Annotated in this window: 15 protein-coding genes; 7 read left to right on the plus strand and 8 right to left on the minus strand. The window is 39.6% G+C overall.

All coding sequences use genetic code 11. The features are described from left to right. The first annotated feature begins 12 nt into the window (after window positions 1-12). The 3 genes from rseP to J2X77_RS14185 all read left to right on the plus strand — a co-directional run bounded on the left by rseP (window position 13) and on the right by J2X77_RS14185 (window position 2417). Window positions 13-1338, plus strand: a complete 1326-nt coding sequence (gene rseP / locus J2X77_RS14175; protein ID WP_209574498.1) for an RIP metalloprotease RseP — start codon at window positions 13-15, stop codon at window positions 1336-1338. A gap of 252 nt (window positions 1339-1590) precedes the next feature. Continuing rightward, entirely contained in the window at window positions 1591-1794 is a 204-nt protein-coding gene (locus J2X77_RS14180) for a YwbE family protein (protein ID WP_209574496.1), read from the plus strand. Window positions 1795-2045: 251 nt separating this feature from the next. Next, window positions 2046-2417 carry a response regulator gene (locus J2X77_RS14185; RefSeq protein WP_209574494.1) on the plus strand — a complete coding sequence of 124 codons (372 nt, stop codon included), beginning with the start codon at window positions 2046-2048 and terminating at the stop codon, window positions 2415-2417. Between the two features lie 35 nt (window positions 2418-2452). On the opposite strand, the gene J2X77_RS14190 is transcribed toward J2X77_RS14185, so the two are convergent. From J2X77_RS14190 to J2X77_RS14225, 8 genes are all read right to left on the minus strand, one after another. Next, entirely contained in the window at window positions 2453-2665 is a 213-nt protein-coding gene (locus tag J2X77_RS14190) for a DUF6965 family protein (protein WP_209574492.1), read from the minus strand. A 25-nt stretch (window positions 2666-2690) separates the two neighbouring features. Further along, window positions 2691-4157, minus strand: a complete 1467-nt coding sequence (locus tag J2X77_RS14195) for an efflux transporter outer membrane subunit (RefSeq protein ID WP_209574490.1) — start codon at window positions 4155-4157, stop codon at window positions 2691-2693. Next, complete coding sequence (locus J2X77_RS14200) at window positions 4157-7309, minus strand: efflux RND transporter permease subunit (protein ID WP_209574488.1); 3153 nt, start codon at window positions 7307-7309, stop codon at window positions 4157-4159. Before J2X77_RS14200 ends, J2X77_RS14195 begins: the two co-directional genes overlap by 1 nt. 76 nt (window positions 7310-7385) lie before the next feature. Then, the gene (locus tag J2X77_RS14205; protein ID WP_310081245.1) at window positions 7386-8549 is read right to left on the minus strand and encodes an efflux RND transporter periplasmic adaptor subunit; all 1164 of its coding nucleotides are present in this window, start codon (window positions 8547-8549) and stop codon (window positions 7386-7388) included. A 243-nt stretch (window positions 8550-8792) separates the two neighbouring features. Continuing rightward, a complete protein-coding gene (locus J2X77_RS14210; protein ID WP_209574486.1) occupies window positions 8793-9626 on the minus strand; it encodes an AMP nucleosidase in 834 nt (277 codons plus the stop codon). A gap of 124 nt (window positions 9627-9750) precedes the next feature. Then, window positions 9751-11001 carry an ATP-dependent Clp protease ATP-binding subunit ClpX gene (clpX, locus tag J2X77_RS14215; protein WP_209574484.1) on the minus strand — a complete coding sequence of 417 codons (1251 nt, stop codon included), beginning with the start codon at window positions 10999-11001 and terminating at the stop codon, window positions 9751-9753. Between the two features lie 2 nt (window positions 11002-11003). Further along, the gene (clpP, locus tag J2X77_RS14220; protein ID WP_209574482.1) at window positions 11004-11705 is read right to left on the minus strand and encodes an ATP-dependent Clp endopeptidase proteolytic subunit ClpP; all 702 of its coding nucleotides are present in this window, start codon (window positions 11703-11705) and stop codon (window positions 11004-11006) included. A gap of 168 nt (window positions 11706-11873) precedes the next feature. Continuing rightward, entirely contained in the window at window positions 11874-12335 is a 462-nt protein-coding gene (locus tag J2X77_RS14225) for a type I restriction enzyme HsdR N-terminal domain-containing protein (RefSeq protein WP_209574480.1), read from the minus strand. A gap of 396 nt (window positions 12336-12731) precedes the next feature. Between J2X77_RS14225 and holA the strand changes: the two genes are divergently transcribed. From holA to J2X77_RS14245, 4 genes are all read left to right on the plus strand, one after another. Then, the gene (gene holA / locus J2X77_RS14230) at window positions 12732-13739 is read left to right on the plus strand and encodes a DNA polymerase III subunit delta (protein WP_209574478.1); all 1008 of its coding nucleotides are present in this window, start codon (window positions 12732-12734) and stop codon (window positions 13737-13739) included. A gap of 206 nt (window positions 13740-13945) precedes the next feature. Then, window positions 13946-14563: a TetR/AcrR family transcriptional regulator gene (locus J2X77_RS14235; protein WP_209574476.1), complete on the plus strand. Its 618-nt coding sequence runs from the start codon at window positions 13946-13948 to the stop codon at window positions 14561-14563. Beyond that, entirely contained in the window at window positions 14553-15863 is a 1311-nt protein-coding gene (locus tag J2X77_RS14240) for a TolC family protein (protein ID WP_209574474.1), read from the plus strand. Before J2X77_RS14235 ends, J2X77_RS14240 begins: the two co-directional genes overlap by 11 nt. Window positions 15864-15877: 14 nt before the next feature. Continuing rightward, window positions 15878-16981, plus strand: coding sequence for an HlyD family secretion protein (locus J2X77_RS14245; protein WP_209574472.1), 1104 nt, complete (start codon window positions 15878-15880; stop codon window positions 16979-16981). Window positions 16982-16983 lie beyond the last annotated feature (2 nt).

Genomic DNA, 16983 nt, shown 5'->3' on the forward strand with positions numbered 1-16983 from the left:
TAAAAAGCATACATGGGTGTTTTAATTATGGTCGGACAAGTGATTCTAGGCTTGTCAATTTTAATTGTTCTACATGAGTTAGGACATTTTTTAGCAGCGCGTGCATTTGGTATCAAGGTAGAAAAGTTTTATTTGTTCTTTGATGCTTGGGGAGTGAAATTGTTTAAATTCAATTACAAAGGATGTGAATATGGTATTGGCTGGTTACCATTAGGCGGTTATGTCAAAATTGCTGGGATGATCGATGAGTCGATGGATACAGAGCAATTGAAGGGTGAACCACAGCCTTGGGAATTTCGATCAAAACCAGCTTGGCAACGTTTGATTGTTATGTTGGGCGGTATTATTGTCAATATTGTGGTCGGTGTTGTTGTTTTTTGGATGCTGACTTTTAAAATGGGCAATACGGATATCAAAATGAACCAGCTTGTAAACGGTATTGTGCCGGGCTCTATTGGTGAATCTATTGGTTTGAAAGCCGGTGATAAGGTGGTCGCAATTGATGGTAACCGCGTAGAGAACTACTCCGAACTGATCAGTTCCAAAGTCTTGATGGGCGGAGTTACACTCGCCGTCGAACGTGGTGGTGTGACTGAAGATGTCAAAGTTCCAGCCGATTTATTAAATACACTTTCTGACAAAAAAGGAGAGAAGTTTATTGAACCACGTGTTAGAACAACAAGCGTTGCTGAAGTTGCTCCGGGATCGGTGGCTAGTAAAATGGGTTTTGTGAAAGGCGACAGCATTATCGCTGTAAATGGTACGCAGGTTCCCTTCTTTGACCAATTTAAGACACAAATAAAAGCGAATATAAATAAAACTGTTGCTATTAAAGTACTGCGTAATGGAGAGGAAGTTTCACTGCAAGGAAATGTTCCTGCTGATGCTATGCTGGGAATAGGCATTAACCGTGATTATTCCATCAAGTCTTTTACAACACAATATACTTTGACAGAGGCACTCCCAATTGGTGCAAAGAAGGCTTTTACAGTGATTACCGATAATGCCAAAGGATTTGGCAAAATTTTCAAAGGTGAAGTGCGTGCTGATAAAGCCTTATCGGGTCCCATTGGTATCGCAACTTTGTTTGGTACGGAGGTGGATTGGATCCGTTTTTGGTCTTTGGTAGGCATGTTATCGATGGCATTGGCATTTATGAACCTATTGCCTATTCCAGCACTGGATGGTGGGCACGTATTATTCTTATTGATTGAAATGATACAAGGTAAGCCATTGAGCGAAAAATTCCTGGAAAAAGCGCAGATGGTTGGTTTCTTTATTCTTTTGGCTTTAATGGTCTTTATATTCGGGAACGATATTTTTAAGCTCTTTAAGTAACTCAATCGATCGCCAGCCGATGCTGACGGCATGTATATCATAAAGTAAAGGGGGCTAAATTCAAAGCCCCCTTTACTTTATGATATCGATACGCTTACAGGAAAAGGCTTCGCGTTGTATAATTATCTGCTAGCTGCATTCGCCCTTCATATGTTTTCATTTTATTTATTTCAGCCTTTAGGATGAAAATTTTTACAACAATAAATTCTCTATTTATATTGCTTTTGAAAAACAATTTTTCTAAGTTTGGTCATGGATGGAAGAAATAGAGCAGATGTAAAGCCTGGTATGTTGGTGAATATCGTCTTAAAAAAAGATCAACGTACTGGAAGTCTTACAGAGGGGATTGTGAAGGACTTGTTGACCTCATCCTCTTATCATTCGAGAGGAATTAAAGTGAGATTGACGGACGGCCAAATAGGAAGAGTGGCCGAAATTATTGAAGATGACTTTTAGCAGGTGTTCTACTGATCTTCCGCTCTTTTTTATTTAATCTTTCCTCATACTATTTATATGGAAAGATCTGCTGCCTATGGTGTTCTTTTTGAATAAATCAAATGTAAAGATTGTTGAATTATTATTAGTGGATATTTTGACATAAAACTTGCATAACGACATTATTATTACTAACTTTTTTCTGTATTTTTTATTTTATTACATATTTATATAATATTGTTTTTATAATTACTAAATGACGGTTTTTTCAAATGGATATCAAAAGTAAATGTACGATTGTCTATGCTGATGATGCATTGATTCATCATATACTGATGCGCGCAATGACTCAATCTCATTTATTGAATTTGGTTTATTGTGCTTCTAATGGGATGGACTTAATTGACTACCTCCATGACAACGGACATGAACTTCCTCAGATATGTATACTGGATCTACATATGCCCGTGCTAAACGGAATAGAAACGGCAAAAATAATGAAAGAAAAGTTTCCCTCCGTCAGAATATTCGGGCTGACATCGAGCAGTGATGAAAATGAACGGATGAAAATGCGGGACGCTGGGGCAGAAGAGATTTTTTCAAAGGAGCAAATGCCTTTATTAATGAAACAACTTGCTTCTTGAATATAAAAAGCTACACAAAAAAAGCCTAACATCTGTTAGGCTTTTTCTTTGGTTTCTAAAGCATCCTTGAATTTTAGCAGTCTAATCCAGGACGGACATTTACTTAAGTCTTTTTTCCATAAGCTTACATGGATAAAGCTTGTGCTTAAGAAGCGTTTAACGTCGAAGACTTGCATGTCCTGCTGTATTTCCAGCGTATCAGGAAGGTCTTTGGATTTAAAATATTGTTGTAATTCCTCTGGAGTCATACGACAAAAGTAAAGTTTTAAATCTTTATCTCCAACCTCCGCCAAGTGCGCGGTAAAGATCTACAAATGCATCTAAATGCTGCTGTCTTAACTCCACAAGGTCAAGGTCACTGTTTAATGCATTGCTTTGCGCAGTAATGACCTCTAAATAAGTGGCATATCCGCTTTTGAAGAGTAGATTCGCATTTTTTACCGCAAGTTGCGCATTATCCACTCTTTCTTTTGCCAGAGATAATTGTTCACGTTGTTTGTCTACTGTAACAACTGCATTAGAGACTTCGGCTACTGCCTCCACAACATTTTGCTGCAACTGAATTTCAGCCTTATCCCGTTCCAATTTGGCTACTTCATATTGTGTTTTTAATGTTCTGTTTTTGAAAATAGGTGTGGTTAAATTTCCAGTTATTCCGCCGAGTAATGCTCCAGGAATATGGAACCAATTTTTTGGAAGCATGCTATTAACCCCTAATACGCCACCGATAGTTAAGGATGGATAACGCATGGCCTGTTGGATATTAACGTTCGCATTGGCAGCCATCAATTGGAGCTCAGATGATCGGATGTCAGGTCTATTGCGAAGAATCTCTAATGGAGAACCGAGGGAGATGTCTTTGCTCTCGGCGAAGAGATGCTCGTAAGAGGTGCCTCTATTGATACTGTCGGGCAATTTTCCGGTTAGTGTCTGAAGGGCATTTTCCTGAATGACAATTTCCTTTTCCAGTTCGGGTACAAGGGACGCAGCTAAGAGACGCTGCGATTGTGTTTGTTGGATCGCCAAAGCGGTGATTTCACCAGCTTCATATTGTAACCTGATCATGCGGAGCGTACTATCGTTTAATTGGACGTTACGTTTAGCGACTTCTATTTTAGCATCAAGCATCAGAAGATTGAAATAGCCTTTTGCTACCGAAGTTATGATGGAGGTCTGTACAGCATTTTTTGCTTCCTCGGTATCCAAATATTCGGCCAATAGCTGCTCTTGTTTGCTTCCTATCTTCTTCCAGATATCTATTTCCCAGCTAAAGTTAATGTCTGAGCCAAACATTGACTGATAGACGAACATATTTTGAGGTGCTTTTTCACCTTTTTGATCATAGTATTTGGTCAGTGGGCCGCTGCCAAAATCCTGCGATCGCCAAGTCCGGTTTCCATTGGCAATGGTTGCATTTACACTCGGTAAGTAATTAGCCTTATTTTGCGCTAATAGCCGGTTTGAAATCTGCAGGTTGAGCAAGGCAGTCCTCATCTCAAAATTGTTTGATAACGCAGAATCAATTAATAACTTCAACGTCGGATCGTGGAAGAAAGATTTCCAATGAATTAGTCCCATACTGGAGGTGTCTCCGAAGAGGTCTAGTGTATCACCACGAAAATTTTCAGGAAGTTTTACTTTGGGCTGCACATAATCTTTTCCTACTTTACAAGCGTTCATCATTCCTAATAGGCCTATGATTATACCGATTCCCGAAATGTATTTTTTTATGTTTTTCATTATTCTTCCTCTTGTTTAGCTAGTTTATCATGTAGTTTTTCATCCAAGCTTTTAAATACGACAAATAATACCGGGATGATGAAGATACCAAACGCTACGCCAAAGAGCATACCGCCGGCGGCGCTGAAACTGATGGAGTGATTGCCGATAGCTGATGGCCCTACCGTCCACATTAGTGGTACTAGACCGGCTACAAATGCCAAACTGGTCATCAAGATAGGTCTTAATCTAAGCTTGGATCCATTGATGGCTGCTTCGACGATACTCTTACCATTTTTACGCTCCTGGACGGCGAATTCTACAATCAGAATTGCGTTTTTGGCCAAAAGACCAATAAGCATGATGAGCCCTACCTGAACATAAATGTTGTTTTGGAGTCCCACCAGGTTGATGACAGCGAAAACGCCGATCAGTCCCACTGGTATCGACAATAGTACTGCCCACGGAAGGATATAGCTTTCATATTGAGCCGAAAGCAGGAAGTATACAAAAAGAATACTAAGTGCAAAAATCAGCGCAGTCTGTGAGCCAGATTGGCTCTCCTCGTAGCTCATGCCCGTCCATTCAAATCCATAATTCCCAGGAAGGTTGCTATCGGCCATTTTTTGGATAGCCTGCATAGCGTCATCTGTACTGTAACCGTCGGCAGTGGTGATATTCACAGCGATAGCGTTGTACAAATTATAACGGGTTATGGTTTCGGGCCCCACCGTCTTCTCTAAGGTCAGGAGGGTATTTATAGGAACCATTTCACCTTTGCTATTCCGTACAAAAATTGAATTGAAGGATTCGGGATCTTTACGGAAATCAAAATCCGATTGGACATAAACGCGATACTGGCGGCCAAATCGATTGAAATCACTCGCTTGTACGCGTGCAAAGTAAGATCTGATGGTGGACATTAGATCTTTGATATCGACCCCCAGGGATTTTGCTTTCACAGCATCAATATTGACTTCATACTGCGGGAAGTTGGATTTGAAGCTTGTGTAGGCGCTTCGTATCTCTGGTAAGGTATTTAGCTGGTTTATAAATGTGTCGGCGATAGTATTAAAGTCTCTGATATCCCCACCCATCCGATCCTGAAGAACCATTTCAATTCCGGCAAAGTCTCCAAAACCCTGCACAGTAGGGCGAGGGAATACCGTAAACGTGGCTTCATTAATTTGGGATAGATCTTTTCTGATGGTATCCATAAAGGCATTGATATCCTGGATATGCTCACGCTTAGCGTGGGGTTTTAGGGTAATGTAACCAGCGGCAAATGCCGGACTTGAACTTCCATCTAGGGCATTAAAACCTGAAACTGTCGTCATTCCATTGATATCCTCTCTTTTCTTTAAAATACTATCGGCACGGTGAAGTACTTCCGTTGTCCGGCTCAATGACGCACCAGGAGGGAGGGCGATATTGTACGTGATAAAACCATCGTCCTCGGTCGGAATAAAACTTTTAGGGGTTTTGATCATAAAAAATGCGCCGAGTGCCGTAATCAAAATTAAACCTGTCCAGGCTATTTTTTTGTTCTTAATGAGAACTGTTACCACGGCAACATACCGTAAAGTAAGTCGATCAAAAGAGGTGTTGAACGCCTTGAAGAACCGGTTTTTAAATTGATTTATCTTGCTGGTTTTTTGATCGTTGTGATGTTGTGGCGTTTTAAGTAAGAGTGCACATAGTGCAGGGCTTAAGGTCAATGCATTGAGTGCTGAAATCAGAATTGCCGTTGCCAGCGTGTAAGCAAACTGTCGATAAAAGATTCCAGCCGGCCCTTCCATAAATCCAACGGGCAAAAATACGGCGGCCATGACCATAGTTATTGACAGAATGGCGCCTGTAATTTCGGACATCGTCGACAATGTCGCCGCTCGGGCTTTTAACCCTGTACTGTGCATTTTCTCGTGGATCGCCTCAACGACAACGATCGCATCATCCACCACAATTCCAATGGCCAATACCAAGGCAAACATGGTTAGGACATTCAGTGAAAATCCAAAAAGTTGCAGGAAAAAGAACGTTCCTACCAGCGATACCGGGATTGCAATGGCTGGAATTAAGGTAGACCTAAAATCTTGTAAGAAAATAAATACAATAACAAATACAAGGATAAAGGCTTCGAAAAGTGTGTGTTCGACTTGGTTGATCGATTCGTCGATCTGGTCCCTTACCGAGTACGTCACTTCGTAGTGTATGCCTTTTGGAAATGTTTTTGATTGTTCTTCGAGTACTTTTCTAACGGCAATATCAATATCATGAGCGTTAGAACCACTGGTCTGTGTTAGATTGAGGGTTAGGCCCGGATGTCCATTTACCTTATTATCGCTACTTAGATTGGTCGCTCCGAATTCTATTCTTGCGACATCCTTTAGATAGAGCACTGATCCATCTTCGTTGGTTTTAATCACAATATTTTGGAATTCCTCCGGTGTGGTGAAGCGCCCCTTATGGCGGATCACAGTCTCAAAAGCTTCGTCTGAAGTCTCCCCAAATTTACCAGGGGCAATCTCAAAGTTCTGATCTTTTATCGCGTCAGTGACATCCTGTGGAACCAAGTTGTAAAGGGCGAGCTTTTCGGGGTTTAACCAGAGTCTCATGGCATAATCCCTAGCCCCTAAGCGGGACACTTGAGCTACCCCATCTACACGTAGTAACGGGCGCATCAGGTTAATCTGTGCAAAGGCCTGTAGAAAAGTTTCGTCATAGGCGCTGTCTTGATGATCGGAGTATAAGTTGATGGTCATAATGACACCGGTTTGCCGTGGCATGACGGTGATACCCGCTTCATTTACTTCCGCGGGAATGGAGCTAATGGCTTTGGAAATCCGAGTCTGTACGTTAACGGAGGCAATGTCTGGATTGGTACCTGTCTTGAAATAAACAGAAACACTCCCAGACCCTGAGTTGGAAGCAGAGGATTTGATGTAAGTCATATCCTCTACACCATTGATGGCTTCTTCAATAGGTAATAAAACACTTTTTGCCACTGTTTCAGCATTCGCTCCAGGATAACTGAGTGAAACAAGCACACTGGGTGGTGCGATTTCTGGAAAGCGCGAGACAGGTAGCAATTTTAGGCCTACTAGACCTAAAATAACCAAGATAATGGAAACCACCGTGGCCAATACGGGCCTATTTATAAATGTTTTAAGCATATATATAGAATTTTAAACATGCTACTTTCAGTGCGCAGTATCACTGGCACAAGTAGCATGCAAAAATGATCAATAATTATTTCTGTAAAATTGGGGTTACCGGTGAACCGTCGGTCAATTTGTCAAAGCCGCTAGTAATAACACGATCGTTTTCCTTTAAACCTGAATAGACGATATAGTTGTTTTTACTTTTGCCCGAAAGCTGGAGATTTCGTTTCTGTGCCTTATTGTTTTGGTCCAATATATAGACAAAGGTTTTATCTTGCAATTCGTTTACAGCAATCTGAGGGATTTGAAGAACATCTTTCTTAATCTCAGCGATTTTAAGCGTACCGCTGCTTCCAGATCGGAGAATGTTATCATGATTTTGAAAGGTAGCGCGTAAGGAGATTGCTCCCGTGGTACGGTTGATTTGGCCATTGACCGCATCAACTATACCCTTTTTCGCATATTCTTCACCATCTGCGAGAACTAAAGTCACCTCGGGAAATACAAGTTTTTGATTCTGGTTGTATTTCTTACCTTCTAAGCTATCTTTTTTTGCCTGAGCTTTTGAAAAATACAGAAAATCAGATTCATTCATGGAAAAATAAACATACACTTCCTGAATATCGGAAAGATAGGTGAGGGGTTCTTTATCTCCCTTCGATACCAAATTCCCGATACGCTTTGGGATCCGGCCAATGTAACCGCTTACCGGTGCTGTGATAACGGTAAAATCCTTACTGATCTGAGCCGAGCGTACGGCCGCGATAGCTTGGTCGAGTGTTGCCTTGGCAACTTGATAATCTGACTTGGCAGAAGAAAGTCTGACGTCCGAAATAACATCATTTTGAACGAGCGGTTTCAATCGGTCTACTTCAAGTTGTGCGTTTTTAAGTTTGGCTTTAGCGACCTGTTCTGTAGCGATCATGTTATTCAGGTTTTCCTGATAGGTGGAAGGATCAACTTTAAATAGCTTTTGGCCTTTTTGTACAAAAGAACCTTCATCAACATAAATTTCCTGAAGTAATCCCTCGACCTGGGGGCGAACTTCTACATTAACCTTACCTTCGATTGTCCCCAAATAATCCTTGATGGTAATTGCATCTGATTTCTTTACGGTATAAACCGGTAAGGCGACGCTTTTTTCTTTGCTTTTATTTTCTTTTGAAGAACTTGAAGAACAACTTACCTGAGTGGCTAAGGCTGAACAAATCAATAGAGATACGTTAAAAATAGATAATGTTTTTTTCTTCACAATGATTGATTAATTTTTACGATATATGTGTGTGTAATATGAATATTACAATATAAACGTCAAATAGTTTAATTATTGTGAAGATTAACATTTGTTAACATCTCCAATTGGAGTTAATTATTGTTCAATTATTAACCAATATTAATGATTAATAGTTTCAGGTATTTGATAATGAAGTTTTTAGGGGAAGGAATACATCATATTTTCTCCCTTAGGAAAATATGATGTTATTGAGATAGAAACCTAAAATTTAAGGTGCTTTACGGTCAGCCCGTTATTAATAAGTTGTTTTAAGGCATCAATTCCTATGCTAATATGCGCTTCTACATATTTCGCCGTAACGGTTACGTCACTGACAGACGTTTTGACTCCTTCTGGAACCATTGGTTGATCCGAAACGAGCAGTAAAGCACCGGTAGGAATTTTGTTGGCAAAACCTACACTGAATATCGTTGCTGTTTCCATATCAACGCACATGGCACGGATTGATTTCAAATATTTTTTAAAGGCTTTATCATGTTCCCAAACTCGTCTATTGGTGGTGTATACCGTTCCTGTCCAGTAATCCCGCTGATGATCCCTTATTGTAGTTGATATAGCCTTTTGCATAGCGAAGGCAGGCAGGGAGGGCACTTCGGGCGGAAAATAATCATTCGATGTTCCTTCGCCACGGATAGCAGCAATAGGTAAAATCAATTCACCCACAGGAATCTTTTTCTTGATCCCACCCGTTTTACCCAGGAATAGTACTGCTTTTGGCGCAATGGCTGATAATAGATCCATAACCGTTGCGGCCATGGGGCTTCCCATACCGAAGTTGATGATGGTGATTCCGCCATCGGTGACCGACTGCATTGGTTTATCTTCGCCGTAGATGGGCGCATTATCATGCATTTCAGAAAACAGCTGTATATATTTTGAAAAGTTTGTCAAAAGGATGTATTCTCCAAACTCTTCTAACGGTCTTCCAGTATACCTGGGAAGCCAATTGTTTACAATTTCTTCTTTACTTTTTAAACCTGGTGTTATCGGACTATTTACTGTACTTTTGGCACTTTTCTTTTTTGTCATAGTCATTAAATTTAGTTTCTCGAATCTCTTATATTCCTATAAACATTCCATTATGTGTATGTTATTATTATTGTAATATAAGATTTTTAATTCTTTAAAAAAAAATCCCGTTCAGCTGAACGGGATTTTTTTAAGCGACTTTAAGCTTTTTCAAATCGGACTTCTCGAATTTTTTCTTCGCGTAGTCCAGAGTGATTTCCAAAGCTTTCTGTCCCGTCTGCTCTTTTGTTGATGGAATCTCAAACATCGCGTCCAGCATAATGGCTTCACAGATACTGCGTAAACCCCTAGCTCCGAGTTTGAATTCATCCGCTTTATCGACAATAAAGGTATAAACATCAGGATCAAATTTTAGTTCGATACCTTCATATTCAAACAACTTCTTATATTGTTTAACCAATGCGTTTTTGGGTTCAGTCAAGATACTCAGTAAAGTTTCTTTATCCAACGGATTTAGATAAGTCAATACTGGCAGACGCCCTATTAGCTCTGGAATCAAACCAAAGTTCTTTAAGTCTTGAGGAGTAATATATTTGTATAAGTTGTTCAAATCGATTTCCTCTTCGTCTTCATTCATTTTATAACCTACAGTCTGTGTACGTAAACGGTTTGCAATTTTCTTTTGAATACCATCAAATGCACCGCCACAGATAAAGAGTATATTACTAGTATTTACCGCGATCATTTTTTGATCAGGGTGCTTACGGCCGCCCTGAGGTGGAACGTTAACCACTGTACCTTCGAGAATCTTCAACAAAGCCTGTTGAACACCTTCACCTGATACATCTCTCGTAATGGAAGGATTGTCACTTTTACGTGCAATTTTATCTATTTCATCGATATAGATGATTCCGCGCTCTGCCGAAGCTACATCATAATCTGCTGCTTGAAGTAAGCGTGTCAAAATACTTTCTACATCCTCGCCAACATAACCTGCCTCTGTCAGTACAGTCGCATCTACAATACAGAATGGTACGTTTAATATCTTCGCAACTGTCTTTGCTAACAATGTTTTACCAGTACCTGTTTCTCCCACGATAATTAGATTCGATTTTTCGATCTCAATTTCGTCTTTATCCACTTTCTGATTTAACCGTTTATAGTGATTATAAACTGCTACCGAAATTACTTTTTTTGCATCATCCTGACCGATCACATATTGATCCAAGTGAGTTTTGATCTCAAAAGGTCGGATCAACTTTAAGGCAGTCTGTAATGTTTTGCTTTTTCGTTGTTTTAATTCTTCTGCTAAGATTTCGCCCGCCTGCTGGATGCATCTATCACAGATATGTGCACCGTTGCCCGCAATGAGCATCTGAGCCTCATTTTTGCTTATCCCACAAAACGAACAATGAATGTCTCTATCGTTATTCTTTGCCATTGTTATTTAATATTCTCCTTCTTAGGAAGTAAAATCTCATCAATCATACCGAATTCTTTCGCCTCATTGGCTTTCATCCAGTAATCGCGGTCAGAAGATTTTTCTACCCATTCGTAAGTTTGTCCAGAATGATCTGAAATAATGGTGTATAATTCTTCTTTCAATTTCATCATTTCACGTAAGTTGATTTCCATATCAGCTGCGACGCCCTGAGCACCACCAGATGGTTGATGAATCATGACGCGTGAATGACGTAACGCTGCACGTTTCCCTTTCGCACCAGCAACCAAAAGCACAGCTCCCATAGAAGCAGCAATACCTGTACAGATTGTTGCTACATCTGGAGTGATATATTGCATAGTATCATAAATCCCTAACCCAGCATACACACTCCCGCCTGGGGAATTAATGTAGATTTGGATATCTCGTTGTGCATCGGTAGACTGTAAAAACAAAAGTTGTGCCTGAATAATGTTGGCCACCTGATCATCAATACCGCTACCTAAAAATATGATGCGATCCATCATCAAACGTGAGAATACATCCATCTGTGCAACGTTCAATTGACGTTCTTCAACAATGTAAGGTGTAAGGTTTGTAGGAATGCTTGTCTCTGTGCGAGCGATGAAGCTGTCAACGTGCTGACTTCCAATACGGTGATGCTTTACTGCATATTTTCTGAATTCGTTTTTATCTATATTCATCTTTTTATTTTTTTCTGTTCTGTAGGACTAATATAAAACTATATTTTATAAATCAAATAAATTGAAAAGATGTTTTACATCTACTTTACATTTTTTTATTAGCTCCACTCACCGTCTGGCGATAAGGTAAAGACTAGGTTATTTTTTATGTGTTTCATGCATAGCTCCTTAGCCAATTTCATTGTAGCTGGGGAGGTCTTCTAAAAATTCATAGGACTCAGTCTTAAAATTAATTTTACAATAGTAATGATTTATGCCGTTGCTCACTACTAAGTAGGGGATGCGATGAACGGTGTTATAATTTGCGATTTGCTCAAATACTTGTTGGGTAATTTTTATATTTGGTGCCTTAAATTCCGCCAAAACGACCTTATGTCCATTGCTGTTGTAAATTAACAGATCACTTCGTTTCTGAAGGTTATTTAGTTTTAATCCGCCTTCGATATTCATCAGTGATTTGGGGTAATTTTTACTGATTGACAAATAGTTTATCCAATGCTGTCTAACCCACTCTTCGGGAGTTAACACCAGATCCTTTTTTCTGAGCTCATCGAAGATATAAATCGCATTGTTCTTTTTGGATATTTTAGCTTTAAACGGAGGCAAGTTCAGTGGAGTAGGTGAAAACATGAACAAATATACTAAAATTTCGGCAATACTAATAAATTGCCTCGGTCGGAAATATGCTGTTTTTTATGAACTTGCTGTCTCTAGGGGAAAGAAATAAATGTACTACGATAGTTCGGTCGCTGCATCTTACCGGTTTTAAACCAGTCAGTTACTGCTACGCTAAGGAGTGAACAACGATATAAAAGCATAACTTTGTGAAGTTCCGGGTTGATTTGCCATTAAAATTGTAATTTTGCTTCTCATATATGCCCGTGGTTGAATATTTTGAAGATTTTATTGAAGATGCATAAGCGCACCGTTAGGAGTTGTCGAAAATAGATCTCAAATTTGCATGGGGCAGTACGAAAAGTGTTTATTGGGGCCGAAGAAAATAAAAAATGTCGATAGTTTTTACATATGAACATACATCCGATCTTATCCGATATCAAAAACAGAGCTTTTAAACCCGTATATCTATTGCAGGGGGAGGAAAGCTATTTTATCGATACCATTGCTGATGCGCTTGAAGCGACGGTATTGACCGACGCACAAAAGGGGTTTGACCAATCCATTTTTTATGGAAAGGATGTTGATATGTCTACAATAGTCAATTCGGCTAAACGATATCCGATGATGAGCGATAATCAGGTTATCATTATTAAAGAGGCTCAAGAGTTAAAATGGAAGTCCGATACCGAAGAGCTGTTGACCAAGTACCTTGAGCATCTTACACCAACTACTATTCTTGTTTTTTGCTATAAACATGGCAAATTTGATAAGCGTAAAAAAATTTACAAAGTGTTCGAGAAAGCAGGATTAGTGATTGATGCTGCTAAACTGTATGATGATAAGGTAGCGCCGTGGATTGGATCCTACATGAAAGAGGCAGGTTGGCGTATTCATCCCCAGGCTAGTGTATTGATTGCTGATTATCTCGGTAATGACTTGTCCAAAATATCCAATGAACTGGATAAGCTTATGCTCAATGTTCCCAAAAATCAGGAAGTAAGTATGGATGACGTCGAACGTAATATTGGTATTTCCAAAGATTATAATGTATTTGAATTAAATACTGCATTAGCGAAACGGAATGCCTTAAAAGCGTATCAGATTGTCGACTATTTTGTGGCAAATCCCAAAAATAATCCTTTGGTTATGGTCATTGGTCAAGTGGCGACTTACTTTACTAAAATTCTAAAATATCATTATCTTATTGATAAGACCGCTGCCGCAAAAGAATTAGGTGTACATCCATTCTTTTTGAAAGAATATGAACTTGCGGCGAGAAATTACAATCGTAGAAAAACTTTCGACGTGCTCAATGTTCTAAAAGAGACTGATTTAAAATCGAAAGGTGTTCATGTTCCCAGCAATTTTAATAGCGCAGAGATTCTCAAAGAGATGATCTATCGGATACTCAATTAACTAGCCTAACGGAGTTTTAAACAAACAGACAAACAAACTTGCTCAGCTGTAAGACACCCCACAAGGTGTCTTTTTTTACATAAATTTAATAATTAAACATTTGTTTAAATTAAACGTTTGTTTAACTTTGCCCCGCATTTAATAACAATGAGGTTAGTTTCGTTGCTTAAGATGCGATTGTATCTTTAAAAGGATAATTGTTTATAATGGAATTTAACGAAAAACAGATTGATATTCTCCTTGCAGCAGAGCGTCTTTTTGCAACAAAAGGGTTTGATGGAACTTCCGTCCGTGATATCGCTAATGAAGCTAATGTCAATGTGGCGATGATCAACTATTATTTTGGTTCTAAAGACAAGCTATTGGATACTTTCTTTGAATGGCGTGTTCCTGATTTCATGATCAATGTGGATGAGCTTGCAGGTATTGATCATGCGTTGGATAAAATTGATGCGATGGTGGATCGATCAATTAAATCGATGAACTCTCACCGAAAGCTATATCACATTATTACCATCGAAAGTTCACTAAAGCAGCGGATGCTTATATCTGAGGCTTTTAGGAAGCTCAAATTACACAATTTAGAAGTGATCTCTGCTGTCATCAATGACGGGGTTGCGCAGGGGGTATTTAAGGCGGGGTATGATCCGATCTTGATTCATTCGATGATGATGGGAACTTTTATGAATTTCCAGATGAACCATAGCTTTTTACAGGATCAGTTGCATATCGATAATGATAAAGACTATGCACATTATATAGAAACAACGTTGACAGAATTTATACAGAAAACAATTAAAGCTTTATTGACATATGAAAAATAAGTTGGCCAATTTAAGTGCTTTATTGCTTTTAAGTCCTATAGGTTTATTGGCGCAAAACAATAAGCACATGACTTTGGAAGAGATAATTCACTTGGCCGCAAATCAAAGCGTGGAAGCGAAGTCTGCTGATACCAAGGTATTTGGAAGGCAGCTCGAAGTCGAAACTGCCAAATCAAAGCAACTTCCAGACGCAAAATTGGGAGGACAATACATGGCCATGACTACTCCAAATGTGAATTTAAAGTTGGCATTGGGTGAGGAAGGGTCTGCGCCGGATATTGCCGCGAATCAATTGTGGTTAGGGCAGGCTTCGGTAAGCCTGCCGATCTATACCGGCGGAAGGATTAAGGGAGGCATTGACATTGCAAAAGATGTATTGAAAGCCGAAGAATACAACGCTGTAGCGAGTAAGGAACAATTGGCTATACGCGCAGTGAATCTTTATCTAAGCCTTTATAAGGCTCAGCAAACCAATTTGTTGATTGCAGAAAATATCAAGCAGTCTGAGCAGCGGGTTTCGGATTTTAAAGCGATGTTAGACAATGGATTGATCGCTCGTAATGACTTATTGAAAGCTGAGTTGCAGTTATCTAACTATCAGGTATCGCTTCAGGAAGCACAGAAAAATATCAAGGTATTGAATTATCAATTGGCTAATTTCCTGAAGATTGATGAAGATACACAATTGGATCAGATTAATCTAGCGGATGTGAGGGGTGTTGATTTGGGCTTAAAAGCATCATTTGATGCTGCGAAAAGCACCCGTTCGGATGTGAAATCTATGGAATCACAACGTCTGGTTGTTGAAGATCAGTTGAAAGTAACCAAAGCTGCTGCCATGCCAACTGTCTCTGCAACGGCAGGTTACAATGCTTTTGGCCTTCAAAAGGTGGTTACTGTAACTAATGCAGCGATGATAGGCGTGGGGGTATCGTATGATATAGGTTCGCTCTATAAGAACAAAAGGGAGGTTAATGTCGCCAAAAATCGCATTAAAGAAATCGATGAACATATTGAACTATTAAACGACAAGGTGAAAGTTCAGGTACAGCAGGCGAACGAAAACTACATGTTGGCACAAAAGCAGGATGTAGTGTATCATCAGGCGCTGGATCAGGCAGTTGAAAATTATCGTATTACCAAAGATAAGTATGATAACGGTATTGCAGATACAGATGATTTGTTGACAGCAGATGTACAGCAACTTCAAAGTAAAATAAACCTTGCGATCAGCAAAGCAAACACAATCGAAAAATACTATGACCTTCTATTGGCAAATGGGTCGTTAAATATTAAATAGCAATTAATCTAGACATGGAAAATACAATAGAAAACGCACCTGAGAAAAAAGGTACAAATAAAAAATTCACCATTGTTTTGGCTGCACTCGTTATTTTCGGTGGGGCTTACGGTGGTTATAAATACTTGCATGGTCAGGCGCACGAAACGACTGATGACGCACAAGTAGAAAAAAACATGAGTCCGATTATTCCGCGTGTTGGTGGATTCATTTCGAAAGTCTACGTAAAGGATAACGATTTGGTTAAAAAAGGCGATACCTTGTTTACCATTGAAAGCCAGGATTATCAGGTTCGCGTAGATGAGGCTTTAGCAGCACTTGCAGCGGCTCAAAGCAGTTTTGATGTTTCAAAGGCGGACGTGTCTGCATCTTCGGCGAATGTAGCCATATCTGATGCAACGATCCAATCTAATTTGGGTAGTATTGAAGCGGCACGTATTCGTGCCAAGCAAGCGAATAATGATTACATCCGCTACCAAAACTTGTACAACAACCAATCGATTACGAAGCAACAATATGAACAAGCATTAACCGCTAAGCTAGAAGCTGACAAGCAGGTTGAAATTTTGCAACAACAACGTAATGCAAGTGCATCTCAACGCAATGCAATCGTTAGTAAAACAACAGTAGCTTCTAAACAAACGTCTGTTGCAGAGGCAAATATAAAGAGAGCGAATGCGCAGCTCGAAGCAGCTAAATTGAATCTCTCTTATACGGCGGTGCTCGCATCTGTAGATGGCCAGGTGTCCAATATCAAGGTGCAACCAGGCCAGATGGTCAATCCGGGACAATCGTTATTCTATATTGTAGATAATATTGAAACTTGGGTTGTAGCTAATTTTAAAGAGACGCAGCTGGAAAAAATGAAACCAGGCCAAAAGGTTGGAATTAAAGTGGATGCTTATCCTAATATCGAGTTTGAAGGCGAAGTAAACTCTTTTTCACCAGCTACCGGTTCACGATTCTCTTTATTGCCTCCAGATAATGCCACGGGTAACTTTGTGAAAACTGTGCAGCGTTTGCCAGTAAAAATTAAATTGACAAAAGACAATAAAGCAGAAAACGTGGCTTTGCTCAGACCGGGCATGAATGCTGACGTAGATGTGCATGTTCAATAATT

Source organism: Sphingobacterium sp. 2149 (assembly GCF_031455655.1).
In the GTDB taxonomy this organism is placed as follows: Bacteria; Bacteroidota; Bacteroidia; order Sphingobacteriales; family Sphingobacteriaceae; genus Sphingobacterium.

Excerpts from the sequence above, each read along its gene's own strand:
- rseP (WP_209574498.1), top strand. The coding sequence starts at position 13 with ATGGGTGTTTTAATTATGGTCGGACAAGTGATTCTAGGCTTGTCAATT.
- J2X77_RS14180 (WP_209574496.1), top strand. The coding sequence starts at position 1,591 with ATGGATGGAAGAAATAGAGCAGATGTAAAGCCTGGTATGTTGGTGAAT.
- J2X77_RS14185 (WP_209574494.1), top strand. The coding sequence starts at position 2,046 with ATGGATATCAAAAGTAAATGTACGATTGTCTATGCTGATGATGCATTG.
- J2X77_RS14190 (WP_209574492.1), bottom strand. The coding sequence starts at position 2,665 with ATGACTCCAGAGGAATTACAACAATATTTTAAATCCAAAGACCTTCCT.
- J2X77_RS14195 (WP_209574490.1), bottom strand. The coding sequence starts at position 4,157 with ATGAAAAACATAAAAAAATACATTTCGGGAATCGGTATAATCATAGGC.
- J2X77_RS14200 (WP_209574488.1), bottom strand. The coding sequence starts at position 7,309 with ATGCTTAAAACATTTATAAATAGGCCCGTATTGGCCACGGTGGTTTCC.
- J2X77_RS14210 (WP_209574486.1), bottom strand. The coding sequence starts at position 9,626 with ATGACTATGACAAAAAAGAAAAGTGCCAAAAGTACAGTAAATAGTCCG.
- clpX (WP_209574484.1), bottom strand. The coding sequence starts at position 11,001 with ATGGCAAAGAATAACGATAGAGACATTCATTGTTCGTTTTGTGGGATA.
- clpP (WP_209574482.1), bottom strand. The coding sequence starts at position 11,705 with ATGAATATAGATAAAAACGAATTCAGAAAATATGCAGTAAAGCATCAC.
- J2X77_RS14225 (WP_209574480.1), bottom strand. The coding sequence starts at position 12,335 with ATGTTTTCACCTACTCCACTGAACTTGCCTCCGTTTAAAGCTAAAATA.
- holA (WP_209574478.1), top strand. The coding sequence starts at position 12,732 with ATGAACATACATCCGATCTTATCCGATATCAAAAACAGAGCTTTTAAA.
- J2X77_RS14235 (WP_209574476.1), top strand. The coding sequence starts at position 13,946 with ATGGAATTTAACGAAAAACAGATTGATATTCTCCTTGCAGCAGAGCGT.
- J2X77_RS14240 (WP_209574474.1), top strand. The coding sequence starts at position 14,553 with ATGAAAAATAAGTTGGCCAATTTAAGTGCTTTATTGCTTTTAAGTCCT.
- J2X77_RS14245 (WP_209574472.1), top strand. The coding sequence starts at position 15,878 with ATGGAAAATACAATAGAAAACGCACCTGAGAAAAAAGGTACAAATAAA.